Here is a 16,748-nt window from a genome sequence, read left to right as displayed (position 1 = left end):
TTGAAGGCTGACTGATGGCCCATGTGTCAACGGCGGAGTAAAAACCGGCCACGGGGCGGAGCAAAAGTCGGCCACCTTGGCGCGCGCCTGAGACCGCCGGGAGGGCGTAGCCCGAGCGGGGGTCTCAGGCGCGCGCGGCGATTTTCAGAGAAGGCGTCAGCCGGCCTTTCGGGCGCGGCTTTGGGCGAGACGGTAGCTGTCGCCGTTCATCTCGAGGATGTTGACGTGGTGGGTGATGCGATCGAGCAGGGCGCCGGTCAGACGCTCGGACCCCAGGGTTTCCGTCCATTCGTCGAAAGGCAGATTGCTGGTGATCATGGTCGCACCGCGCTCGTAACGCTGGGAGATCAACTCGAACAACAATTCCGCGCCGGTCTTGGACAGCGGCACGAAGCCCAGCTCATCGATGATCAGCAGCTTGTAGGCTGCCATCTGCTTTTGGAAACGGAGCAGACGCCGCTCGTCACGCGCCTCCATCATCTCACTGACCAGGGCGGCGGCCGTGGTGAAGCCGACGGACAGCCCCTTCTGGCAGGCCGCCAGTCCGAGGCCGAGTGCGACATGCGTCTTGCCCGTGCCGCTGGGGCCGAGAGCGATCACGTTCTCGCGGCGGTCGATCCACTCGCAACGTGCCAGCTCCAGCACTTGCATCTTGTTCAGCTTGGGGATGGCTGTGAAGTCGAAGCTGTCGAGGCTTTTGACGACAGGGAATTTGGCCGCCTTGATCCGGCGTTCGACCTTGCGGCGATCGCGTTCGATCATCTCCCGTTCGGCAAGCCGGAACAGGTAGTCGATGTGGTCGACGCCCTCGGTGGCGCATAACCGGGCCAGCTTCTGATACTCGCGCTGGAAGGTCGGCAGCTTCAGGGTCTTGAGATAGTGGGCAAGCAGTATCTCGGGTGCTTCGGTGCTCATGCCGCTTCTCCCGCATCAGACGACAAAAGCCGCATGTAGGCTTTCGCCGAGGTCTTCTCGACCGTCGCCCTCGGCAGGTAGGGATAGATCGCCAGGTCCAGTCGAGGTGGCCGTCGCTCGACCCGGCACAGGATCAGATGCTTGACCGCATCGAATCCGATTGCGCCGAGCTGGATTGCCTGCTTCACCGCCGCATGCAGGTCGGCGAGCTCGAAGCTCTCCAGCAGGCGCAGAACCTGAACGTATTCCCGCCGACCATGCTTGGCCATGCGGCCTTCCATCAGCCGGCGCAGCGTAGCGAACTCTTCCGGCAGGTCCCAGCCTTGCAGAGGGGCGGCCTGATCCAGGGAATTGATCTTCTGCTCGATCAGCGGCAGGTAGTGGATAGGGTCGAAGACGACGTCTTCCCGATCCCAGCACCGCGGATGGCGAGCAATGATCTCGCCACGGCAGCCGATCACCACCTCGTCGACATAGCCCCGCACCCAGACGTCCTGATGACCGTAGGCGACCGGCACGGAATAGTCGTTGGTCTTGTAGCGCACCAGGGACTGGGCCGTTACGCTGGTGCTGGCCTGATCGCAGGCATCGAAGGGTGATGTCGGCAATGGACGCATGGCCGCCAGATCCCGCTGCAGGCGCTCGCCGATCGTCTCGCTCTCGCCGCGCAGCCTGTCGCGCTGGCGTTTGCGGCACTGCTCCTCCAGAAAGGCGTTGAACGCATCCCATGTCGCAAACTGCGGGATCGGCACCATGAAGTTGCGCCGGGCGTAGCCCACAAGGCCCTCGACATTCCCTTTGTCATTGCCCTTTCCCGGCCGCCCATAGCGATCCCGGATCAGGTAGTGGGACAGGAAGCCGCTGAACAACACCGCCCGCTTGCGTGTACCGTCGGGCAGGATCTTTGCGACCAGGCAACGGTCGTTGTCGTAGACGATCGACTGCGGCACGCCCCCGAAGAAGGCAAATCCATGGATGTGACCGTCCACCCAGGCCTCGGCCACCGCCGCCGGATAGGCCCGAACATAGCAGCCATCACTATGCGGAAGATCCAGCACGAAGAAGCGGGCCTTCTGTTCCACACCGCCGATCACCACCATCGCCTCGCCGAAATCGGCCTGCGCGTGGCCCGGCGGATGGGCAAGTGGCACGAACACTTCCTGCCGGCGCTGATCCCGCTCGCGCATGTAGTCCTTGATGATCGTGTAGCCGCCGGTGAACCCGCACTCGTCGCGCAGGCGGTCAAATACCCGCCTGGCCGTATGCCGCTGCTTGCGCGGCACCTTCAGGTCCTCGTCGAGCCAATGCTCGATCGTCGAAACAAACGCATCCAGCTTCGGACGCCGGATCGGTGATCGCCGCTGGTAACCGGGTGGCGTCGAATACGACACCATCTTCGCCACGCTGTCGCGCGATATGTTGAAATGCTTCGCCGCCTGACGCTGCGTCATCCCTTCCGAAACAGCCAGACGAACCTTCAGATATAGTTCCACGGTGTAGATCCCCTGTCCCTCCTGCGATCATTGCAGAAGGAAGATAGGTGGCCGGATTTTACTCCGCCCGCAGCAGCATTATGCCGCCGCTACCGTGGCCGACTTTTGCACCGCCGCTCTCAGACTTCTGCAGCCCATCGGAAACATACCGCCTGCCGAAGCCGAAGAACGCTACTACGCCATGCTGGACGAAACAGCCATGGCCGCATAACTCAAACCAAATGGCCTCCGGCAAACCCGGCGCGGTTCAGCGACAGAAATTCGCCTTGAAGGGTACGCGAGGAACATTTGCGTCGTGAGCGCGTATCCTCGGGAGATCCCTCGCGAAATGGCAGGTCGCTCCGATGACACTCTATACCATGCCCGCCACCCATCCGTTAGCTTATGCGGTCTATCGCTTCTTCTCGTCGTTCCCGATCGCCTGCTTCTTCCTGACCGTTCTGACAGACGTCGCCTACTGGCAGACCACGAATCTGATCTGGCTCCACTTTTCCGAATGGTTGTTGCTTGCCGGCCTCGTCTTCGGCGCGGTTGCCGTTCTCATTGCTTTGATCGCGCTCGTCGGCCGCTGGTACGGCCCCACCTGGCTCGGGGTCGTCGGGCAGATGATCGCGTTCGGGCTCGCTGCCCTGAACAGTTTCATCCACACGGCGGACGGCTGGACCGCGGTCATTCCCTACGGACTGACGATTTCCGTTGCCACTGTGGTGGTGATGTGCGTCACGGCGCTCGCCGGTCGGAAAGGAGATGCCCATGTCTAAGGTACACATGCCGATCGCGGCCTTGCTAGCCTGCGCCGTCCTCGTGGGCTGCAGGGGAGGTGACGACGATTTCGATACAGCGCAGCAGCTCGGTCCGGATCCGGTTCTGCCGGAGCCGTCGCAAAGTCTCTGGCCGGATCTTAACGTAGCGCCGGTCATCGGCTGGCAGGGCGAACACACGCCGAAGGTTCCGGATGGTCTGACGATCACCGCTTACGCGAAGGACCTGGCGAACCCGCGCACCGTCCACACGCTTCCGAATGGCGACATACTCGTCGTGCAGTCCAAGGCACCCTCCGGCAAGCCGCTGGAACGTCCGAAAGACATTATTCGCGGGTGGATTATGTCCTTGGCCGCCGGCGGTGGCAGTGGCGGTGAAACGAATCGCATCACCCTTCTGCGTGATAGCGACCGCAACGGCACGCCTGACGAGCGCGTCGATCTGCTTTCCGGTTTGAATTCGCCTTTCGGCGTCGCTTGGTACGAGGATACGCTTTATGTCGCTGCCGCCGATGCGATTCTTGCATATCCATACGTGCTCGGCAGCAATGCAATCACGGCGCAACCCCGGATCCTCACGCCTTTGCCTGGCGGGCCAATCAACCATCATTGGACGAAGGATCTGGCTCTCAGTCCAGATGGGCGCTTCCTCTATGCTTCGGTCGGATCCAACTCCAATGTCGGTGAACGCGGGATCGAGGCCGAAAAGGGAAGGGCCGCAATTTGGCGGGTCGATCGCCAAACGGGGGCGGCAAAGGTTTTTGCGTCCGGTCTTCGCAATCCCAACGGGCTCAACTTCCATCCCCGGACGGGCGAGCTCTGGACTGTCGTCAACGAGCGGGACGAGCTCGGCCCTAATCTTGTTCCCGACTACATGACCTCCGTGAAAGAGGAGGGTTTCTACGGATGGCCGTGGAGCTACTATGGTCAGCATGTCGATCCTCGCGTCCGTCCGGAACGCTCCGATCTCGTGGAGAAGGCGATTGCGCCCGACTATGCGTTGTCGAGCCACGTCGCGGCACTCGGACTCGCCTTCACAAACGACTCTGCACTGCCCGCGGCGTTTCGCGACGGCGCCTTCGTCGGCAACCGCGGTAGCTGGAACCGAAGCGCGTTCAACGGATACAAGGTTGTCTACATCCCGTTCGCCGATGGCCGACCTTCCGCAAAGGCGCAGGATGTCGTCACCGGGTTCCTGGAGAACGGCCAGGTTCATGGACGTCCGGTCGGACTTGGGATCGATGGTACCGGTGCCTTGCTGATCGCCGATGATGCCGGAAATACGGTGTGGCGCGTGGCGGCAGCCGATGGATCGATAACCGCGCAGCCGCTGCCGACCGACCGGGTAACGACGTCGGCCACGACATCAAGCGAAGATGAAAAGTCGACCCGGGAGACGGTTACGGAAGGCCAGCCGTCTCAAACAGACATCGCGCCGGCCGTTTCCGCGGAGGATGGTCAGTAGGTCTTGAGGATGATGTCACGTTTTATCACGAAGCTGGATGAAAACGGCCTCGTAAAGATGGAGGATGGCCGAGACGCGATCATCAAGGTGACCAGTTGTGCGCTCTGCTGCTCGGACATGCATATACTTGATGGCGTATTCCAGCATGCAGCATGGCGACGTCGTCGACCGCGAGACCTTGGGCGAGGTATTAGAGGTTGGCTCGGGATAACAAGGCGCTGAAAAGTGGGACCGCGTCGTCGCGCCCTTCACAAGCGAGGAGAAAATCGATGACAGATGTTGATCGCGATGAACAAATTCGCCGGCGTGCGTACTGGATCTGGGAGGAGGAGGGATGTCCGGCCGGTGAGGATTTGCGCCATTGGTCAATGGCGGAAGCGGAGTTCGAGGCTTCAAAGAAGGGTTCCAGCGGAGACGCCGCTACGACTGAGGTACCCACCGTGGAAATCTCGACCGGAGATGAGCCGGCTCGCAAGAAAATCAAAAGTACCGAAGGGCCTTGAACCCGTGAACCACCTCGCTCACGCAATCCAGGTCGCCCAGTCGGCACATGAAGGCCAGGCCGACAAGACCGGACGATCCTATTTCGAGCACTGCCGTCGCGTCGCCTCCCTCGTCACAGATGAAACCGGAAAAATCGTCGCCTATCTGCATGACGTGGTCGAGAAGGGCAAAGGATGGACGCTGGATCGGCTGCGGGAGGAGGGTTTCCCGCCCGACGTCATCAGCGCGGTGGATGCGATGACGCGGCGAGAGGATGAAGGGTGGGAGGCATTTGTCCGTCGGGCTGCTTCGAACTCTGTCGCAAAGCCCGTGAAGCTGGCAGACCTTGAGGACAACCTTTCTCAAGTGCAGACGATCGGCGAGGATGGTGAGAAGTATCTGCGAGCCCTTCGTCTAATCACGGAACTCTGATAGCGTCTCGGCAGGCGGCTAGCCGGCAACCGACGACAGGAACGCCTCGGTCAACATCGCCTCCATCTGAGCTGTAAAGCGGCTTTCGAGCAGCTTCAGCGATGCGTCATGCGTTTCGTCCGTGCCACTGCAGACCGCATCGGTCAGGATGATGGCGCGATAGCCGAGATCGATGGCGCCGAGCGCCGTAGCAAGAACGGGCGCGCGATCCTGCAGATGATCGAACTGCCTGCATTGTGGACTATCCTGCCGCACAAGGCGCAGATAAAACGAAAAGTGGAACTGTTGAGCCAGGCAGGTGTGGTCGATGCGGAGTGGTATCTCAAGCATTATGATGATGTTGCCAAGAGCGGCGCGGATCCGATGGAGCATTACATAAAATATGGCGCGAATGAGGGGCGTTTGCCGAACGGTTCTCTTTGACGCAACCTGCTTCTTCGATGTGGTGGGCTCGATGATGTCTCCGAAGTATCAATCCGGATGGTCCCGCGGTTTCCTAAGTGCGGCCGACCGTTTCCGATGATTTCACTCGCGCTCTGACGCCGGCCGCCAGCCACGCGTAAAACCGTGCCCCATCGCGCGGCTGGCAATGTCGAGTTGCTCACGCAGATGAGCACAGTCGGCCAGGAGCGTGCCGATTGTGGCGCGGACATCACCACCATGCCAAGCTATGGCGTCGTTGACCGCGTCTCGCAGGTCTTCGTTCATATTTGGTCGCACCCGTTCATTCTCCTGTGTCTCGTGCCACAGTAGGCATCTTCCCCTGGCTTTAAGTTTTGGCGTCCGCACCACCTAAATGTTCTCTATATGTTCTCAGTGCAAAGCGAGCCAATAAGCCCCAGACAAACCGTCAGGACCCCAAATGCCTCCTAGGCCGAAGGTTGCCGGCCAAGCGCCATCGAAGTATGTCGTTCTCACCGAATGGCGGAAATTGGGGTTTTACAATCGGCTCGCTAAGCCCTTGATATTGCGTTTGAGGCTCAGGCACAATTTTACAGCTATGCCCTTGATCGTGCGACAACACCAACAGCTTCTCAAGCTGAACGCGCGGGTTCAATTCCCGCTACCCGCTCCATCCTGGCTTTCGCCGAATTCCGTGGAATTCCGCAAGCCTTGAACTGGAAGGATAGTCATAGTCCGCCCGCGCCGTGCTTTTGGGGGCCCGACACTGCCTCCACTATACACTCCAAACGGTAGGTGCTTTGCTCGAGACCTCATCACCACGACGTCGGCTGTCATATGAACTTTTCTAGACAGATCCCTTGCCCAGCCGAAGTTAGGGGCATCAGCGAATGCTGCTCTGCCTTACATTTTTCGACGGCGTAGCTCCAACCGGACCCATGTCTGATCCGTTGTTGAAATACGCTCCACCATCGGACCGGAGAGCTTTACAACATTGCCGAATGCGACGAACCGAGGAAGTTGGCCCTTGATGTCGACCCTTTTGATCTTGTCCTGACTGCCGAAAAGGTCAACATCAAGGCGGATTGATGCTGTTCCATCAGCCGCTATTGAACCTCGGAACGAGGAGAAAAGCTTGCACCTAAGCCGAACTGAGCACATTCCCTGGTCCTTGCACCCATCAACCGCAGGTCACGCTGATCCTCGACGACGGCTACATCAGAGACGAGTCCTGCTTGACATCGGTTTCGTCCGCTCGGTTGATACGGGGCCGGTGATCGAGGGAATTGCGCTGCAGCTCAAGGCGAGCAGCGCCCAGGTCGGCACGTCAGATTTCTTGCGGTTGAAGATTGCTGATATCTTCCGTGCCATCGGATCGAGAATGTGCCGGCACGGGTTGGAACCCATCAGTATTTCGGCGGTGCGGGTACCAATGGCGTTTTCCGGGCGGCGCGGACCATCGAGCGTTAGGCCGTGGTCAATGAGGTCATCGACGACCTGCTTGCGGGCGTTCGGGAGATGCTCCGTTACGACAAATGCGCCTGCCTCGGAGACTGTCTCTCGCGCGGAGCCTAGTTTATTTCTCCGCTCTCACATGCAACGCATAATCCCAGCTTTCGCGGTAAAATTCCCTGTTTAGGGTTTTAGGGAATACTACTGTCAAGCTGCTGACTTTCCAAGATGATCCGCAGGTGAAGTGCATTCTGCTGAGGGCGAATTGCAGAAATACCCTGTAAATCGGCCACTCTCAGGGAAATCTGCCTCCGAGACGAGTTCTCCTCGGACTGCTTCCACCACCAAAAGTTATTATATGTCAATTAGTTATATGTTGGTTAGCCGGTAGGGTTAGCGACGCCGCTTTTTACCCTGCAGAAGGTGTCTCACCTTGCTCATCCTGTTCTTTTGCAAGAATCGCTTGCGATGCCTCGCGAGGAGGCCGGGCGTTCGCCGCCTGCATCCGCCGGAGCCGGCCGGGTTGCGATATCGACACCTTCCTCACGTCCTTCCGTGTCATCGCGGAGCGGCGGCGCTTCTTCGCAAGGGGGGCTACTGGTCGGCCTCGGCTGAAACCGATGCTGGGTGGCGATTTTCCAGCTAGAGACGGAACGTGCCGTTTTCCTCGCCATCCCAGTATTGAACACGTGTACCCCGGACCTCGATCAATACGAGGCCGGGCGTGTCGGTTCCCTGTGGGAACCAGCGCTCCAGACCGGCCAGCCAATGTTCCTCGAATGCGGCCTTGTCACGGATCACGCGTGCCTGGCCCTCGATAGAAATGAAAATCCCAGGCTTGCCGAGCAGGCTCGGCGGTTCGCTGAAGGAAAGGGAGACCTGCGGGTTGCGGCCGATATCGGCGATCTTGGCCGTATCGTCATAGGAAAAGAACCAGGAATCACCGTCGTATTCGACATCGCCGTTGCTGCTCATGGGGCGATTGGAAATCGCTCCTTGTTCGCCGTGCGTCGACATCATGCAAAAATCGATCTTCTGGAGTTTCCTAGCGATGTCATGGAGCGTTTTCGTGGACATGGCGAAGCCCTTTTCAAAAGAGGAGGATGAGCTTGCGCTCGGCAGGGCAATGACGTTGGCCGCGTAAGGTTCCTGCGCGGTCCCACGAAGCGTAAAATCGTGGCCTTCGAGCCGCGCATGCCGGCATGCACTAACCTGAAAGGCTCTATAATCATCGTCCCCGGCCGATCGCCTCCTGCCACGAGAGCAGTTCGTCATGATCGGGAATCGGCAGCCGTTCCTTCTTCTCCGGTCTGAAGAACAGGGCGCAATTCGCGCTGATCGTCATCCTCGAATGCATGTCGACCGGCCGCACGCCGCTGCCGCCATAACTGAAATCCTCGCTCGACCATTCGAGCGTCCATTGCCGGCCCGCGGGCGGCGCGAGAAGCGGGTCGGCGCTGGTCGTCAAGGGGGCGTCGCTCCCGAGGTTGACGATCAAAAGCCGTTGATCGTCGGGCTCGTCTGCAAAGTATCGCAGCAGGAACATGGACCGGGTCATGACGCTTCCGTCCACTTGCCCTTGCGCGCAATGGGTGATCGCGCGGCACGCCCGGCGGAGCGCGATGAGATCGCAGTGCAGTTCGACGAACTGGCGATTGTTCTCGCGCTCCGACCAGTCGAGTTTGCACGCCTCGAACGTCGCCTTCGCCGATGGTTCCGGCATGCGTTCTGCGAAAGCCGGATTCGCAAGGCTTGGAAACTGCCGCAAGAATGCGACGCGTCCCTGCCTGACGTCTCGTGCCAGATCGTCCGGATGATCGGCAAAATAATGGAAGGGGGTCGAAGCGCCGAATTCCTGCCCCTGGAAGAGAAGCGGGGTCTGTGGTCCGAGGAGCAGGAGGGCGGTCAGTGCGCGGGCGCGCGCCGGGGAGCCGAGCTGATGCAAGCGTCCGCCGGTGCCGGAATTGGCGATCTGGTCGTGGTTTTGCAGGAAGTGGATGAAGCTCGTGGCCGGAAGGCCGATCGCGGGTTGCCCCCGGGAGGCTTTCTGCCAGTCGTAGCGCTGCCCCTGGAACAGATAGCCATATTTTGCCGCCGAGACGAACTCCTGCGCGGTGCCTGAATGGTCGTGGTAGTAGGCTTCCCGCCGCCCGGTCAGCGCGACCATCGCCGAATGATGAAAATCATCGTTCCAAAGCGCATCGATATCGTACCCACCGGCCGAGGCCGGCCTGACAAGCCGGGTTTCCTGCGGCTCGTTTTCAGCGACAAGATAAACGGCGCGGTCGCCGGCGCCGCTACGCGCCTCGCGTGCCACCGCCGCGATGATGTGCTCGTGGCTCGCGTCATTCAAAGCCTGCGTGGCGTCGAGGCGCAAACCGTCGAAATGAAACTCGTCGATCCAGTAGCGGGCATTGGCGGAGACGAATTCACGCACGCCCGCGCTGCCGGGGCCGTCGAAGTTGATCGAACTGCCCCAATCGTTCGAATAGCGGTCGGTGAAGTAGTCGGCGCTGAAATCGCGGTAGCGATCGCCGACGCCGAAATGGTTGTAGACGACATCGAGAATGACGCCGATGCCGCAGGCATGGGCGGCGTCGATCAGTGCCCGGAGATCGTCGGGTTCGCCATAGAGATGACTTGGCGCGAACGGCAGGATACCGTCATAGCCCCAGCCGAAGCTCCCGCGGAATTCGTTCAGCGGCATTATCTCCAGGCAGGTTACGCCGATATCCTGCAGGGCAGGGAGCTTCTCCATTGCCGCGCGATAGGTTCCCGCCGGCGTGAAGGTTCCCATGTGGATTTCGTAGAGGATCTGCTCATGAGGGCCAAGACCCTTCCATGCGAGGTCCCGCCACCGATACTTGAAAGGATCGACGAGGCTCGACCAGCCGTCAGGCCCCTCGGGCTGGAACCGGGACGCGGGATCCGGCGCCGGTGCGTCGATGCCTTCCAGGCGAAACTTGTATCGCGTATCGGCGGGCAGCCCCTGCACGTCGAGGCGGAAATATCCGTTCGCCTCGCCTCGCATGGGCAGAGCCGTGCCGTCTTCAAGCAGCAGTTCGACGCCGGTCCGGGATGGGGCCCATAGTCGAAACGACGCGGCGTCCCCGATGATTTCGGCTCCTATGGGATAGCGCCTGCTGTCACGTTGCGGAGGTTCTGGCTCGTCCGCTGGCAATTTGCTCATTGGTTCGCTCGCAAAATATCAACGAGACCTCAACAAGCGATGCTGCAAATTGGTGAGGTTCGAGCAGCGAACTGCCAATCGGCTGTTTGGTTCCAACGGTTGCGGTGTCGGCTGCGAATATCGCGCGTGGGCTCTGCGCCGCACCACCGAGCGCCGACGACCGGCAGGTGTCCGTGCTATTTTGAGCCGATAGCGAGCTTTGCCTGTTCCAGCGACCAGTATTCCATATCAAAGAGATCGGCCTCGCCGATGGGCGTGAAGCGGCCGTAGGCTTCGGCCGCGTTGATCGCGCGTGTCGCCTGTTCGCAGAGGTCGCCGCCGATACTGGCGGCCTTGGCGTTGGCGCCGAGGGCATAAATGCCGTTTCCCCGTACGAGGACGACGCGCGGATAGGCGTCCAGCATGTGCTTCGGTTCGCTCGCGCGGGCTGCGTTGCGCTCGAAATAGGCCGTGTAGCGCTCCGCATAGGCGGCAAGGGCCGCGTGGATTGCGGCCTCGTCCGCATCCGGCTCGACGATCATCGGCCAGGGCTTGATGCGGATGACATGGTCAGGCGTGACGGTGCCGCGCAGGCCAATTTCCTCGACGTTCGCCTTGGCGGTGTGTTTGCGGATCGCGGCGGTGGCGCGGTAATCGAGGAAGACGCCCTTGGCGAAGGGGGACCCCTCGCGGGCGAGGGCCGTTTCCAGCCGCGCCCTCAGCGCGGCATCCTCGTCGCCGTCGCTTTCCTGCGGGCCGGAGAGCGTGATGCCGGCACGGGCAAGCTCGGCCTCGGCCATGGTGACGAATTCGATCATCAGCTCGTAGGACGCGCGGGCATCGTCGGCGAAGGTGAAGAGGCCGTGGTTCTCCAGCCAGAGCCCTTCGCAATCCGGATGGTCGCGATAAACCCGATCGGCGGCGATGGAAAGGTCGAAGCCGGGCATGACATAGGGCACATAGGCGAGGCGCCCGCCGTAGACGCGCTTGACCGCCTCGCGCATGTCGGGCTGGTCCGCAAGGGCGAGGATCGCCGTCGCATGGGTGTGATCGACGAAAGTGAAGGGCAGGAAGGCGTGCAGCAGTGCCTCGACGGACGGGTTCGGCGCGTCTGCGTCGATGAGATTTGCGCGCAGCAGCGCCACCATTTCGGGGTCGGAGAGCTTGGGGCCATGGCGTACGTCGAGCAGCGGGGCGAGGCGTACGGCCGGTAGGCCCGGCGCCTCGATCGTGTCGAGATCCCAGCCGCTGCCCTTGATGTGCATCAGGTCCTCGCCATCGGCTGATTTTACCTTGACGGACGTGTTGCCGCCGCCGTGCAGCACGAGGTCCGGGTCGCCGCCGATGATGCGGGAGGTGTAGATGCGAAGGCCGAGCGCCTCGCTCTGACCGGCCGCGCGCGCGACTTCCACGTAACGGGCTGCGTCCCCGTCGTTCCAGCGGCTTTTCATGCGGATGTCCTGTCCTTGAAATGAAAGCGGCGGGCAGCCGGAGCACCGCCCGCCGTTTGTGCGTTGTCAGAAGTCGAAGTTGGCGATGTTGTCCTTGGTGAACACGGTGCGCTCCGGCAGCAGGATGATGCCGTTGCCGTCGGCCTCGTAGTCGTAGCCCTGCACCTTGTTAGCCGAGACCTCGACCGTGCCGACGCCGGGGATCTCCAGCTTGTCGCCGACCTTCATCGGGCCGTTCTTCAGGACGTGATCGGCGACATAGACCGAGATCTTGCCCTGCTGCGTGACGTCCCACAGGCCGAAGCGCTGGATCGTGCCGCGCTCGATATAGGGGCGCATGACGTTCGGCGTGGAGAAGCCGACGATGGTGACGCCTTCGGCGCGCTTCAGGTTCTCCGCTGCCTGCGCGGCGGCCGGCAGGGCGTTGGCATCGGGCGCGATGATCGCGTCGAGGTCCGGATAGGTCTGCAGGATGCTTTCGGCCGTCTGCAGCGACTTCTGCGCGTCGTTATAGCCGTACTGGGTGGTGACGATCTCCCAGCCCGGATGCTCCTTGGCGATCTTCGCCTTTGCGGCTTCCGCCCAGGCGTTCTGGTCGGTCACGGTGGGGCTGGAATAGAAGAAGGCGACCTTGGCCTTCTCCTTCGTCACGCCTTCCGCCGCCATGTCGACCAGGAGGCCGCCGAGCTGTTCGGGCGTGCCCTGATTGATGTAGTAGCTGCGGCAATCCGGGTTGACGTCACTGTCCCAGGTCATGACCAGCACGTCGCGCTCCATGGCGCGCTTCAGCGCCGGGCACAGGCCGTCCGGCGAGACGGAGGAGACGATGAGCGCGTTGTAGCCCTGGTTGACGAAGTTGTTGATGAACTGCACCTGGCCGGAAACGCTGGGCTCCGTCGGGCCGTCATAGGTGACCTTCGCGCCGAGTTCCTCGCCGGCCTTCGTCGCGCCGGCGCCGCCGGACGTGAAGAAGCCGACGCCCACCAGCTTGGGGATGAAGGCGATCTGGTTTTCGGCGTGGGCCGTGCCCGAGGCGAGCACGGTGCCGGCGAGAAGCGCCGCGGCGACGGCGCCGGATTTCATGATGTTCTTGATCATTCTCATTCTCCTCCTGAAGTGACTGCCGCCCGGTTCTGTCTTTTCTGCCGGGCGACGGCGATGAAATCGGCCAGCATTGCGCTTCCATGGCGCAGTGCGACCGCGACAACCAGCAACCCTCCCGAAAGTGCGCTGGAAATCTGGCTGGGGACGCCGGCCGCCTGCAGGCCCTGCTGCAGGTAGCCGATGACGAAGGTGGCGATCAGGGTGCCGAGGATGGAGCCCTGTCCGCCATAGATGGAGGCGCCGCCGAGCACGGCCGCGGTGACGGCGGGCAGCAGCGTTGCCGAACCGAGGTCGACGCGCGCCGAGCCGAAATAGGCCGACATGACGAGGCCGGCGATGGCGGCGGAAACGCCGGTGATGACATAGGTGATGGTCTGCACGCGGCCGACCGGGATGCCGGCAAAGCGCGCCGCGCTTTCCGATTGGCCCGAGAGGAACACGGCGCGGCCGAAGCGGGTGAAGTGCAGCAGCACGACCAGCACGAAGGCGAGCGCGAGGAAGAGCGCGAGCGAGGCCGGCAGGCCGAGGAATTCCGCATAGCCGAAGGCGTTGAAGGCATCCGGGAAATTGCCGATGCCCTCGTAGCCGCCCGCGCCGACGAGGCCGGAGGCGACCGTTGCCGTGCCTTGGAACAGATAGAGGCTGCCGAGCGTGACGACGAGCGGCTGGATCTTCGACAGGTGGATGACGGCGGCGTTGAGGAGGCCGCAGAGCGCGCCGGAGACGAGCGCCAGCGCGATCGAGAGCGGCAGCGGCACGCCGTAGAAGGTGGCGACGCCGAAGACAATGGCGGCAAGGCCGATCACCGAGGCGAAGGAGACGTCGATGCCGCCGGCGATGATGACGAGGGTCAGCGGCAGGGCGACGATGCCGATCTGCACGAAGTCCGAGGTGCCGTAGATCAGGTTCGCGACGTTGAGGAAGCGCGGATTGACGAGGCCGAAGATGGCGAGTTCGGCGACGAGCATCGCAAGGAGGGCGGTCTCCCAGCGGAAGATGAGCTTCTTCATCGGCCGGCCTCCACGGTGCGCGCCGTTGTCGTTTCAGCGGATTGGATGGGGCCGCGCTCGTGCACGGCATAGCGGCGGGCGCGGATGCGGCGGTCGATGATCTGGCGGATGCGCCCGTCGAGCAGCAGCACCGAGAGCAGGATCGCGCCGGCGATGAAGTCGTTCCAGTAGGCGGGGATTTTCAGGAAGACGAGCGCGCTGTCGATCGAGGTGATGAAGATGACGGCGGAAAAGACGCCCGCGACCGAGCCGGTACCGCCGAGCAGGCTCACCCCGCCGAGCACGTTGACGGCGATGGCCTTCAGCTCGATGCCGTTGCCGGCCTGGTTGGGGATGAAGCCGATCTGCGCGGCGAAGACGAGGCCGGCGAGCGCGGCGCAAAGGCCCGTCGCGACGAAGGCGGTGAACTGCACGCGCCTCACCGGCACGCCGAGATGGTGCGCGGCGGCCCGGTTGTCGCCGACGGCGTAGAAATAGCGGCCGAAGCGTGTCCTGCGCAGCACCAGCCAGGCGAGGACGACGAGAACGAGCACGACGACGGTGAGCGCGGAGAAGCCGAGGCCGAGATTGCCGGCTAACCCCTTCAGGCCCTGCGGCAGGTCCTCGATCCAGCGCCCGCCGGTCAGGACGAGCATGATGCCGCGGTAGAGGCCGAGCGTGCCGAGCGTGGCGACGATGGAGGGAATGCCGAGATAGGCGACCATCAGCCCATTGAAGGCGCCGGCGGCGGCCCCCGTCATGAGGCAGAAGGCGATGGCGAGCGGCAGGCCGAGGCCGGCATTGAGCGAGAGGCCGAGCACGGCGGCGCTGAGGCCGAGCACCGAGCCGCTGGAAACGTCGATGTTGCGCGTCAGGATGACGATCATCGTGCCGAGCGAGATCAGCATCAGCACGAGGCTGTTGGAGACGACGACCGAGGCCGTCGCGCCGGAGAGATAGCCGGGCGCGGCCGCGCCGATGGCGGCATAGGCGACGACGAGGACGGCGATGAGCGTTGCGACGCGGTTGCGCGCGAAGAGGTCAAGCATGGCGGGCCTCCGCGGCGCCGAAGGCAAGGCGGGCGATGGCGTCCACCGAGATGTCGTCCGTCAGTTCCCCGCCGGACTGGCCGAAGGCCATGACCTCGACGCGGTCGGCGAGCTGTTCGATCTCGTCGAAATCCGAGGAGATGAGGACGATGGCGACGCCCTCGGCAGCGAGCTTGCGGATGAGGTCGTAGATGTCGTTGCGGGCCGCGACGTCGACGCCGCGCGTCGGCTCGTCGAGGATCAGCACCTTCGGCCGGGCCGACAGGCATTTAGCCAGCAGCACCTTCTGCTGGTTGCCGCCCGAAAGGCCGCGCGCCTCCTGGCCGGGGCCGGTGCACTTGATGCCCATGCTGGAGCGGAATTCGTCGAAGGCCTTCCGTTCCGCGCCGGGGCGCAGGAAGAAGGGCAGGCGGTGCACGAGATAGGACGAGACGTTCCAGAAGAGCGGCGCTTCGAGGAATAGGCCGTGCTGCTGGCGGTCTTCCGGCAGGTAGACGAGGCCGCGATCGATGCAGATGCGCGGCGAACGCTTCTTCAGTTCCGCCCCGTCGAAGATGACGCTGCCCGCCGTCTGAGGGCGCAGGCCGAAGAGCGTTTCGGCGAATTCCGTACGCCCCGCGCCGACGACGCCGGCAAGGCCGAGAATCTCGCCGGCCCGGACGTCGAGACTGATATTGCGGAAACCCTCGCCGCTGAGGCCGAGCACGCTGAGACGCGGCTGGCCGATCTGCGAGACCTTGCGGCCAGTGCGATCCTTGCCGGAGGTCTCCGTGATCTGCACGCGGCTCATCGCGTCGATGATCTCGGCGTCGCTGTAGCTGTCGAGCGGGCCAGAGAGCACGATCACGCCGTCGCGCAGCACGCTGATCGTGCCGCAAATCTCGCGGATCTCGCGCAGCTTGTGGGAGATGAAGAAGATGCCGACGCCCTGCGCCTGCAATTTGCGCACGCGCTGGAAGAGCGCGTTCGTCTCGAAGGGGGTGAGGGCGGAGGTGGGTTCATCGAGGATCAGCACGCGCGCATCGCGCACAAGGCCGCGCAGGATCTCGACGATCTGCCGCTCGGCGATTTCGAGGGCGGCGGCCTGGGCGTCGAGGTCGAGCGAGACGGAGAGCTCGGTGACCAGCTGCTCGACACGCGGGCGCAGCGCCTTGGGCGAGGCGGCAAGGCCGAGGCAGATGTTTTCGAGGACGCTCTGGTTGGGCAGGATATGGGCTTCCTGCGGCACGAGGTAGAGGCCGAGCTCCTGGGCATGGGCTGGCGAGGCATGGGCAAGCGCCCGGCCGTTGATCTCGATCGCGCCGGAATTGGCCGGGATGATGCCCGACATGATCTTCATGAGGCTCGACTTGCCGGCGCCGTTACCGCCGAGAAGCGCATGCACCTCTCCGGCCTGCAAGGCGAGCGAGACGCCCTTCAGCACCGGAACGGCGCCGTAGGACTTCCAGATGTCCGTCAGCTTCGCGACCCTCCCGGTCGCCGGGCTATCCGTCATTCTGCACCTGTTCATATGTAATTCTTGTCAATCATGTGATCACAGTGATGCAGGGTCGTCAATATGCTCAAATCACGCAGACACGCCG

At 62.6% G+C, this 16,748-nt stretch carries 15 protein-coding genes and 2 pseudogenes; 6 read left to right on the top strand and 11 right to left on the bottom strand.

Annotation, left to right across the window (positions count from 1 at the left end):
* Nucleotides 1-156: 156 nt before the first annotated feature.
* Complete coding sequence (gene istB, locus Q9316_RS12380; protein WP_242218626.1) at nt 157-915, bottom strand: IS21-like element helper ATPase IstB; 759 nt, start codon at nt 913-915, stop codon at nt 157-159.
* Complete coding sequence (gene istA / locus Q9316_RS12375; RefSeq protein WP_431522392.1) at nt 912-2,408, bottom strand: IS21 family transposase; 1,497 nt, start codon at nt 2,406-2,408, stop codon at nt 912-914. Before istA ends, istB begins: the two co-directional genes overlap by 4 nt.
* A gap of 344 nt (nt 2,409-2,752) precedes the next feature.
* Here istA and Q9316_RS12370 point away from each other — a divergent pair, with 344 nt between their 5' ends.
* From Q9316_RS12370 to Q9316_RS12355, 5 genes and pseudogenes are all read left to right on the top strand, one after another.
* Entirely contained in the window at nt 2,753-3,169 is a 417-nt protein-coding gene (locus Q9316_RS12370) for a DUF2231 domain-containing protein (protein WP_306031916.1), read from the top strand.
* Between the two features lie 7 nt (nt 3,170-3,176).
* A complete protein-coding gene (locus Q9316_RS12365; RefSeq protein WP_306035289.1) occupies nt 3,177-4,634 on the top strand; it encodes a PQQ-dependent sugar dehydrogenase in 1,458 nt (485 codons plus the stop codon).
* 9 nt (nt 4,635-4,643) lie between these two features.
* Nucleotides 4,644-4,887: pseudogene (locus Q9316_RS25670) on the top strand (alcohol dehydrogenase catalytic domain-containing protein); the annotation flags it as partial.
* 16 nt (nt 4,888-4,903) lie between these two features.
* Complete coding sequence (locus Q9316_RS12360; protein WP_306031915.1) at nt 4,904-5,137, top strand: DUF2934 domain-containing protein; 234 nt, start codon at nt 4,904-4,906, stop codon at nt 5,135-5,137.
* A 4-nt stretch (nt 5,138-5,141) separates the two neighbouring features.
* Nucleotides 5,142-5,549 (top strand): HD domain-containing protein, encoded by a 408-nt coding sequence (locus tag Q9316_RS12355; RefSeq protein WP_306035288.1) that lies wholly within the window; start codon nt 5,142-5,144, stop codon nt 5,547-5,549.
* A gap of 18 nt (nt 5,550-5,567) precedes the next feature.
* Here the strand turns inward: Q9316_RS12355 and Q9316_RS12350 are convergent.
* A pseudogene (locus Q9316_RS12350) lies at nt 5,568-5,747 on the bottom strand (isochorismatase family protein); the annotation flags it as partial.
* Here Q9316_RS12350 and Q9316_RS12345 point away from each other — a divergent pair.
* The gene (locus Q9316_RS12345; RefSeq protein ID WP_306035386.1) at nt 5,658-5,972 is read left to right on the top strand and encodes a hypothetical protein; all 315 of its coding nucleotides are present in this window, start codon (nt 5,658-5,660) and stop codon (nt 5,970-5,972) included. The pseudogene Q9316_RS12350 and the gene Q9316_RS12345 overlap by 90 nt on opposite strands.
* A 102-nt stretch (nt 5,973-6,074) precedes the next feature.
* On the opposite strand, the gene Q9316_RS12340 is transcribed toward Q9316_RS12345, so the two are convergent.
* From Q9316_RS12340 to lsrA, 8 genes are all read right to left on the bottom strand, one after another.
* Nucleotides 6,075-6,257 (bottom strand): hypothetical protein, encoded by a 183-nt coding sequence (locus tag Q9316_RS12340; RefSeq protein WP_306031914.1) that lies wholly within the window; start codon nt 6,255-6,257, stop codon nt 6,075-6,077.
* A gap of 1,788 nt (nt 6,258-8,045) precedes the next feature.
* Nucleotides 8,046-8,480, bottom strand: a complete 435-nt coding sequence (locus Q9316_RS12335) for a pyridoxamine 5'-phosphate oxidase family protein (RefSeq protein ID WP_306031913.1) — start codon at nt 8,478-8,480, stop codon at nt 8,046-8,048.
* A 151-nt stretch (nt 8,481-8,631) separates the two neighbouring features.
* Nucleotides 8,632-10,593, bottom strand: coding sequence for a malto-oligosyltrehalose trehalohydrolase (gene treZ / locus Q9316_RS12330; protein ID WP_306031912.1), 1,962 nt, complete (start codon nt 10,591-10,593; stop codon nt 8,632-8,634).
* A 176-nt stretch (nt 10,594-10,769) separates the two neighbouring features.
* Nucleotides 10,770-12,023, bottom strand: a complete 1,254-nt coding sequence (locus Q9316_RS12325) for a class II aldolase (RefSeq protein ID WP_306031911.1) — start codon at nt 12,021-12,023, stop codon at nt 10,770-10,772.
* 66 nt (nt 12,024-12,089) lie between these two features.
* Nucleotides 12,090-13,121, bottom strand: coding sequence for an autoinducer 2 ABC transporter substrate-binding protein LsrB (gene lsrB, locus Q9316_RS12320; RefSeq protein ID WP_306031910.1), 1,032 nt, complete (start codon nt 13,119-13,121; stop codon nt 12,090-12,092).
* A 2-nt stretch (nt 13,122-13,123) separates the two neighbouring features.
* Nucleotides 13,124-14,137, bottom strand: a complete 1,014-nt coding sequence (locus Q9316_RS12315; protein ID WP_306031909.1) for an ABC transporter permease subunit — start codon at nt 14,135-14,137, stop codon at nt 13,124-13,126.
* Complete coding sequence (locus tag Q9316_RS12310) at nt 14,134-15,165, bottom strand: ABC transporter permease subunit (RefSeq protein ID WP_306031908.1); 1,032 nt, start codon at nt 15,163-15,165, stop codon at nt 14,134-14,136. The genes Q9316_RS12315 and Q9316_RS12310 overlap by 4 nt, the downstream gene beginning before the upstream one ends.
* Nucleotides 15,158-16,660, bottom strand: a complete 1,503-nt coding sequence (gene lsrA, locus Q9316_RS12305; protein ID WP_306031907.1) for an autoinducer 2 ABC transporter ATP-binding protein LsrA — start codon at nt 16,658-16,660, stop codon at nt 15,158-15,160. Before lsrA ends, Q9316_RS12310 begins: the two co-directional genes overlap by 8 nt.
* Nucleotides 16,661-16,748: the final 88 nt, after the last annotated feature.

The organism is Shinella zoogloeoides, from assembly GCF_030733845.1.
GTDB classification, from domain to species: domain Bacteria; phylum Pseudomonadota; class Alphaproteobacteria; order Rhizobiales; family Rhizobiaceae; genus Shinella; species Shinella zoogloeoides_C.
This window is presented reverse-complemented; position numbering and strand designations above follow the sequence as displayed.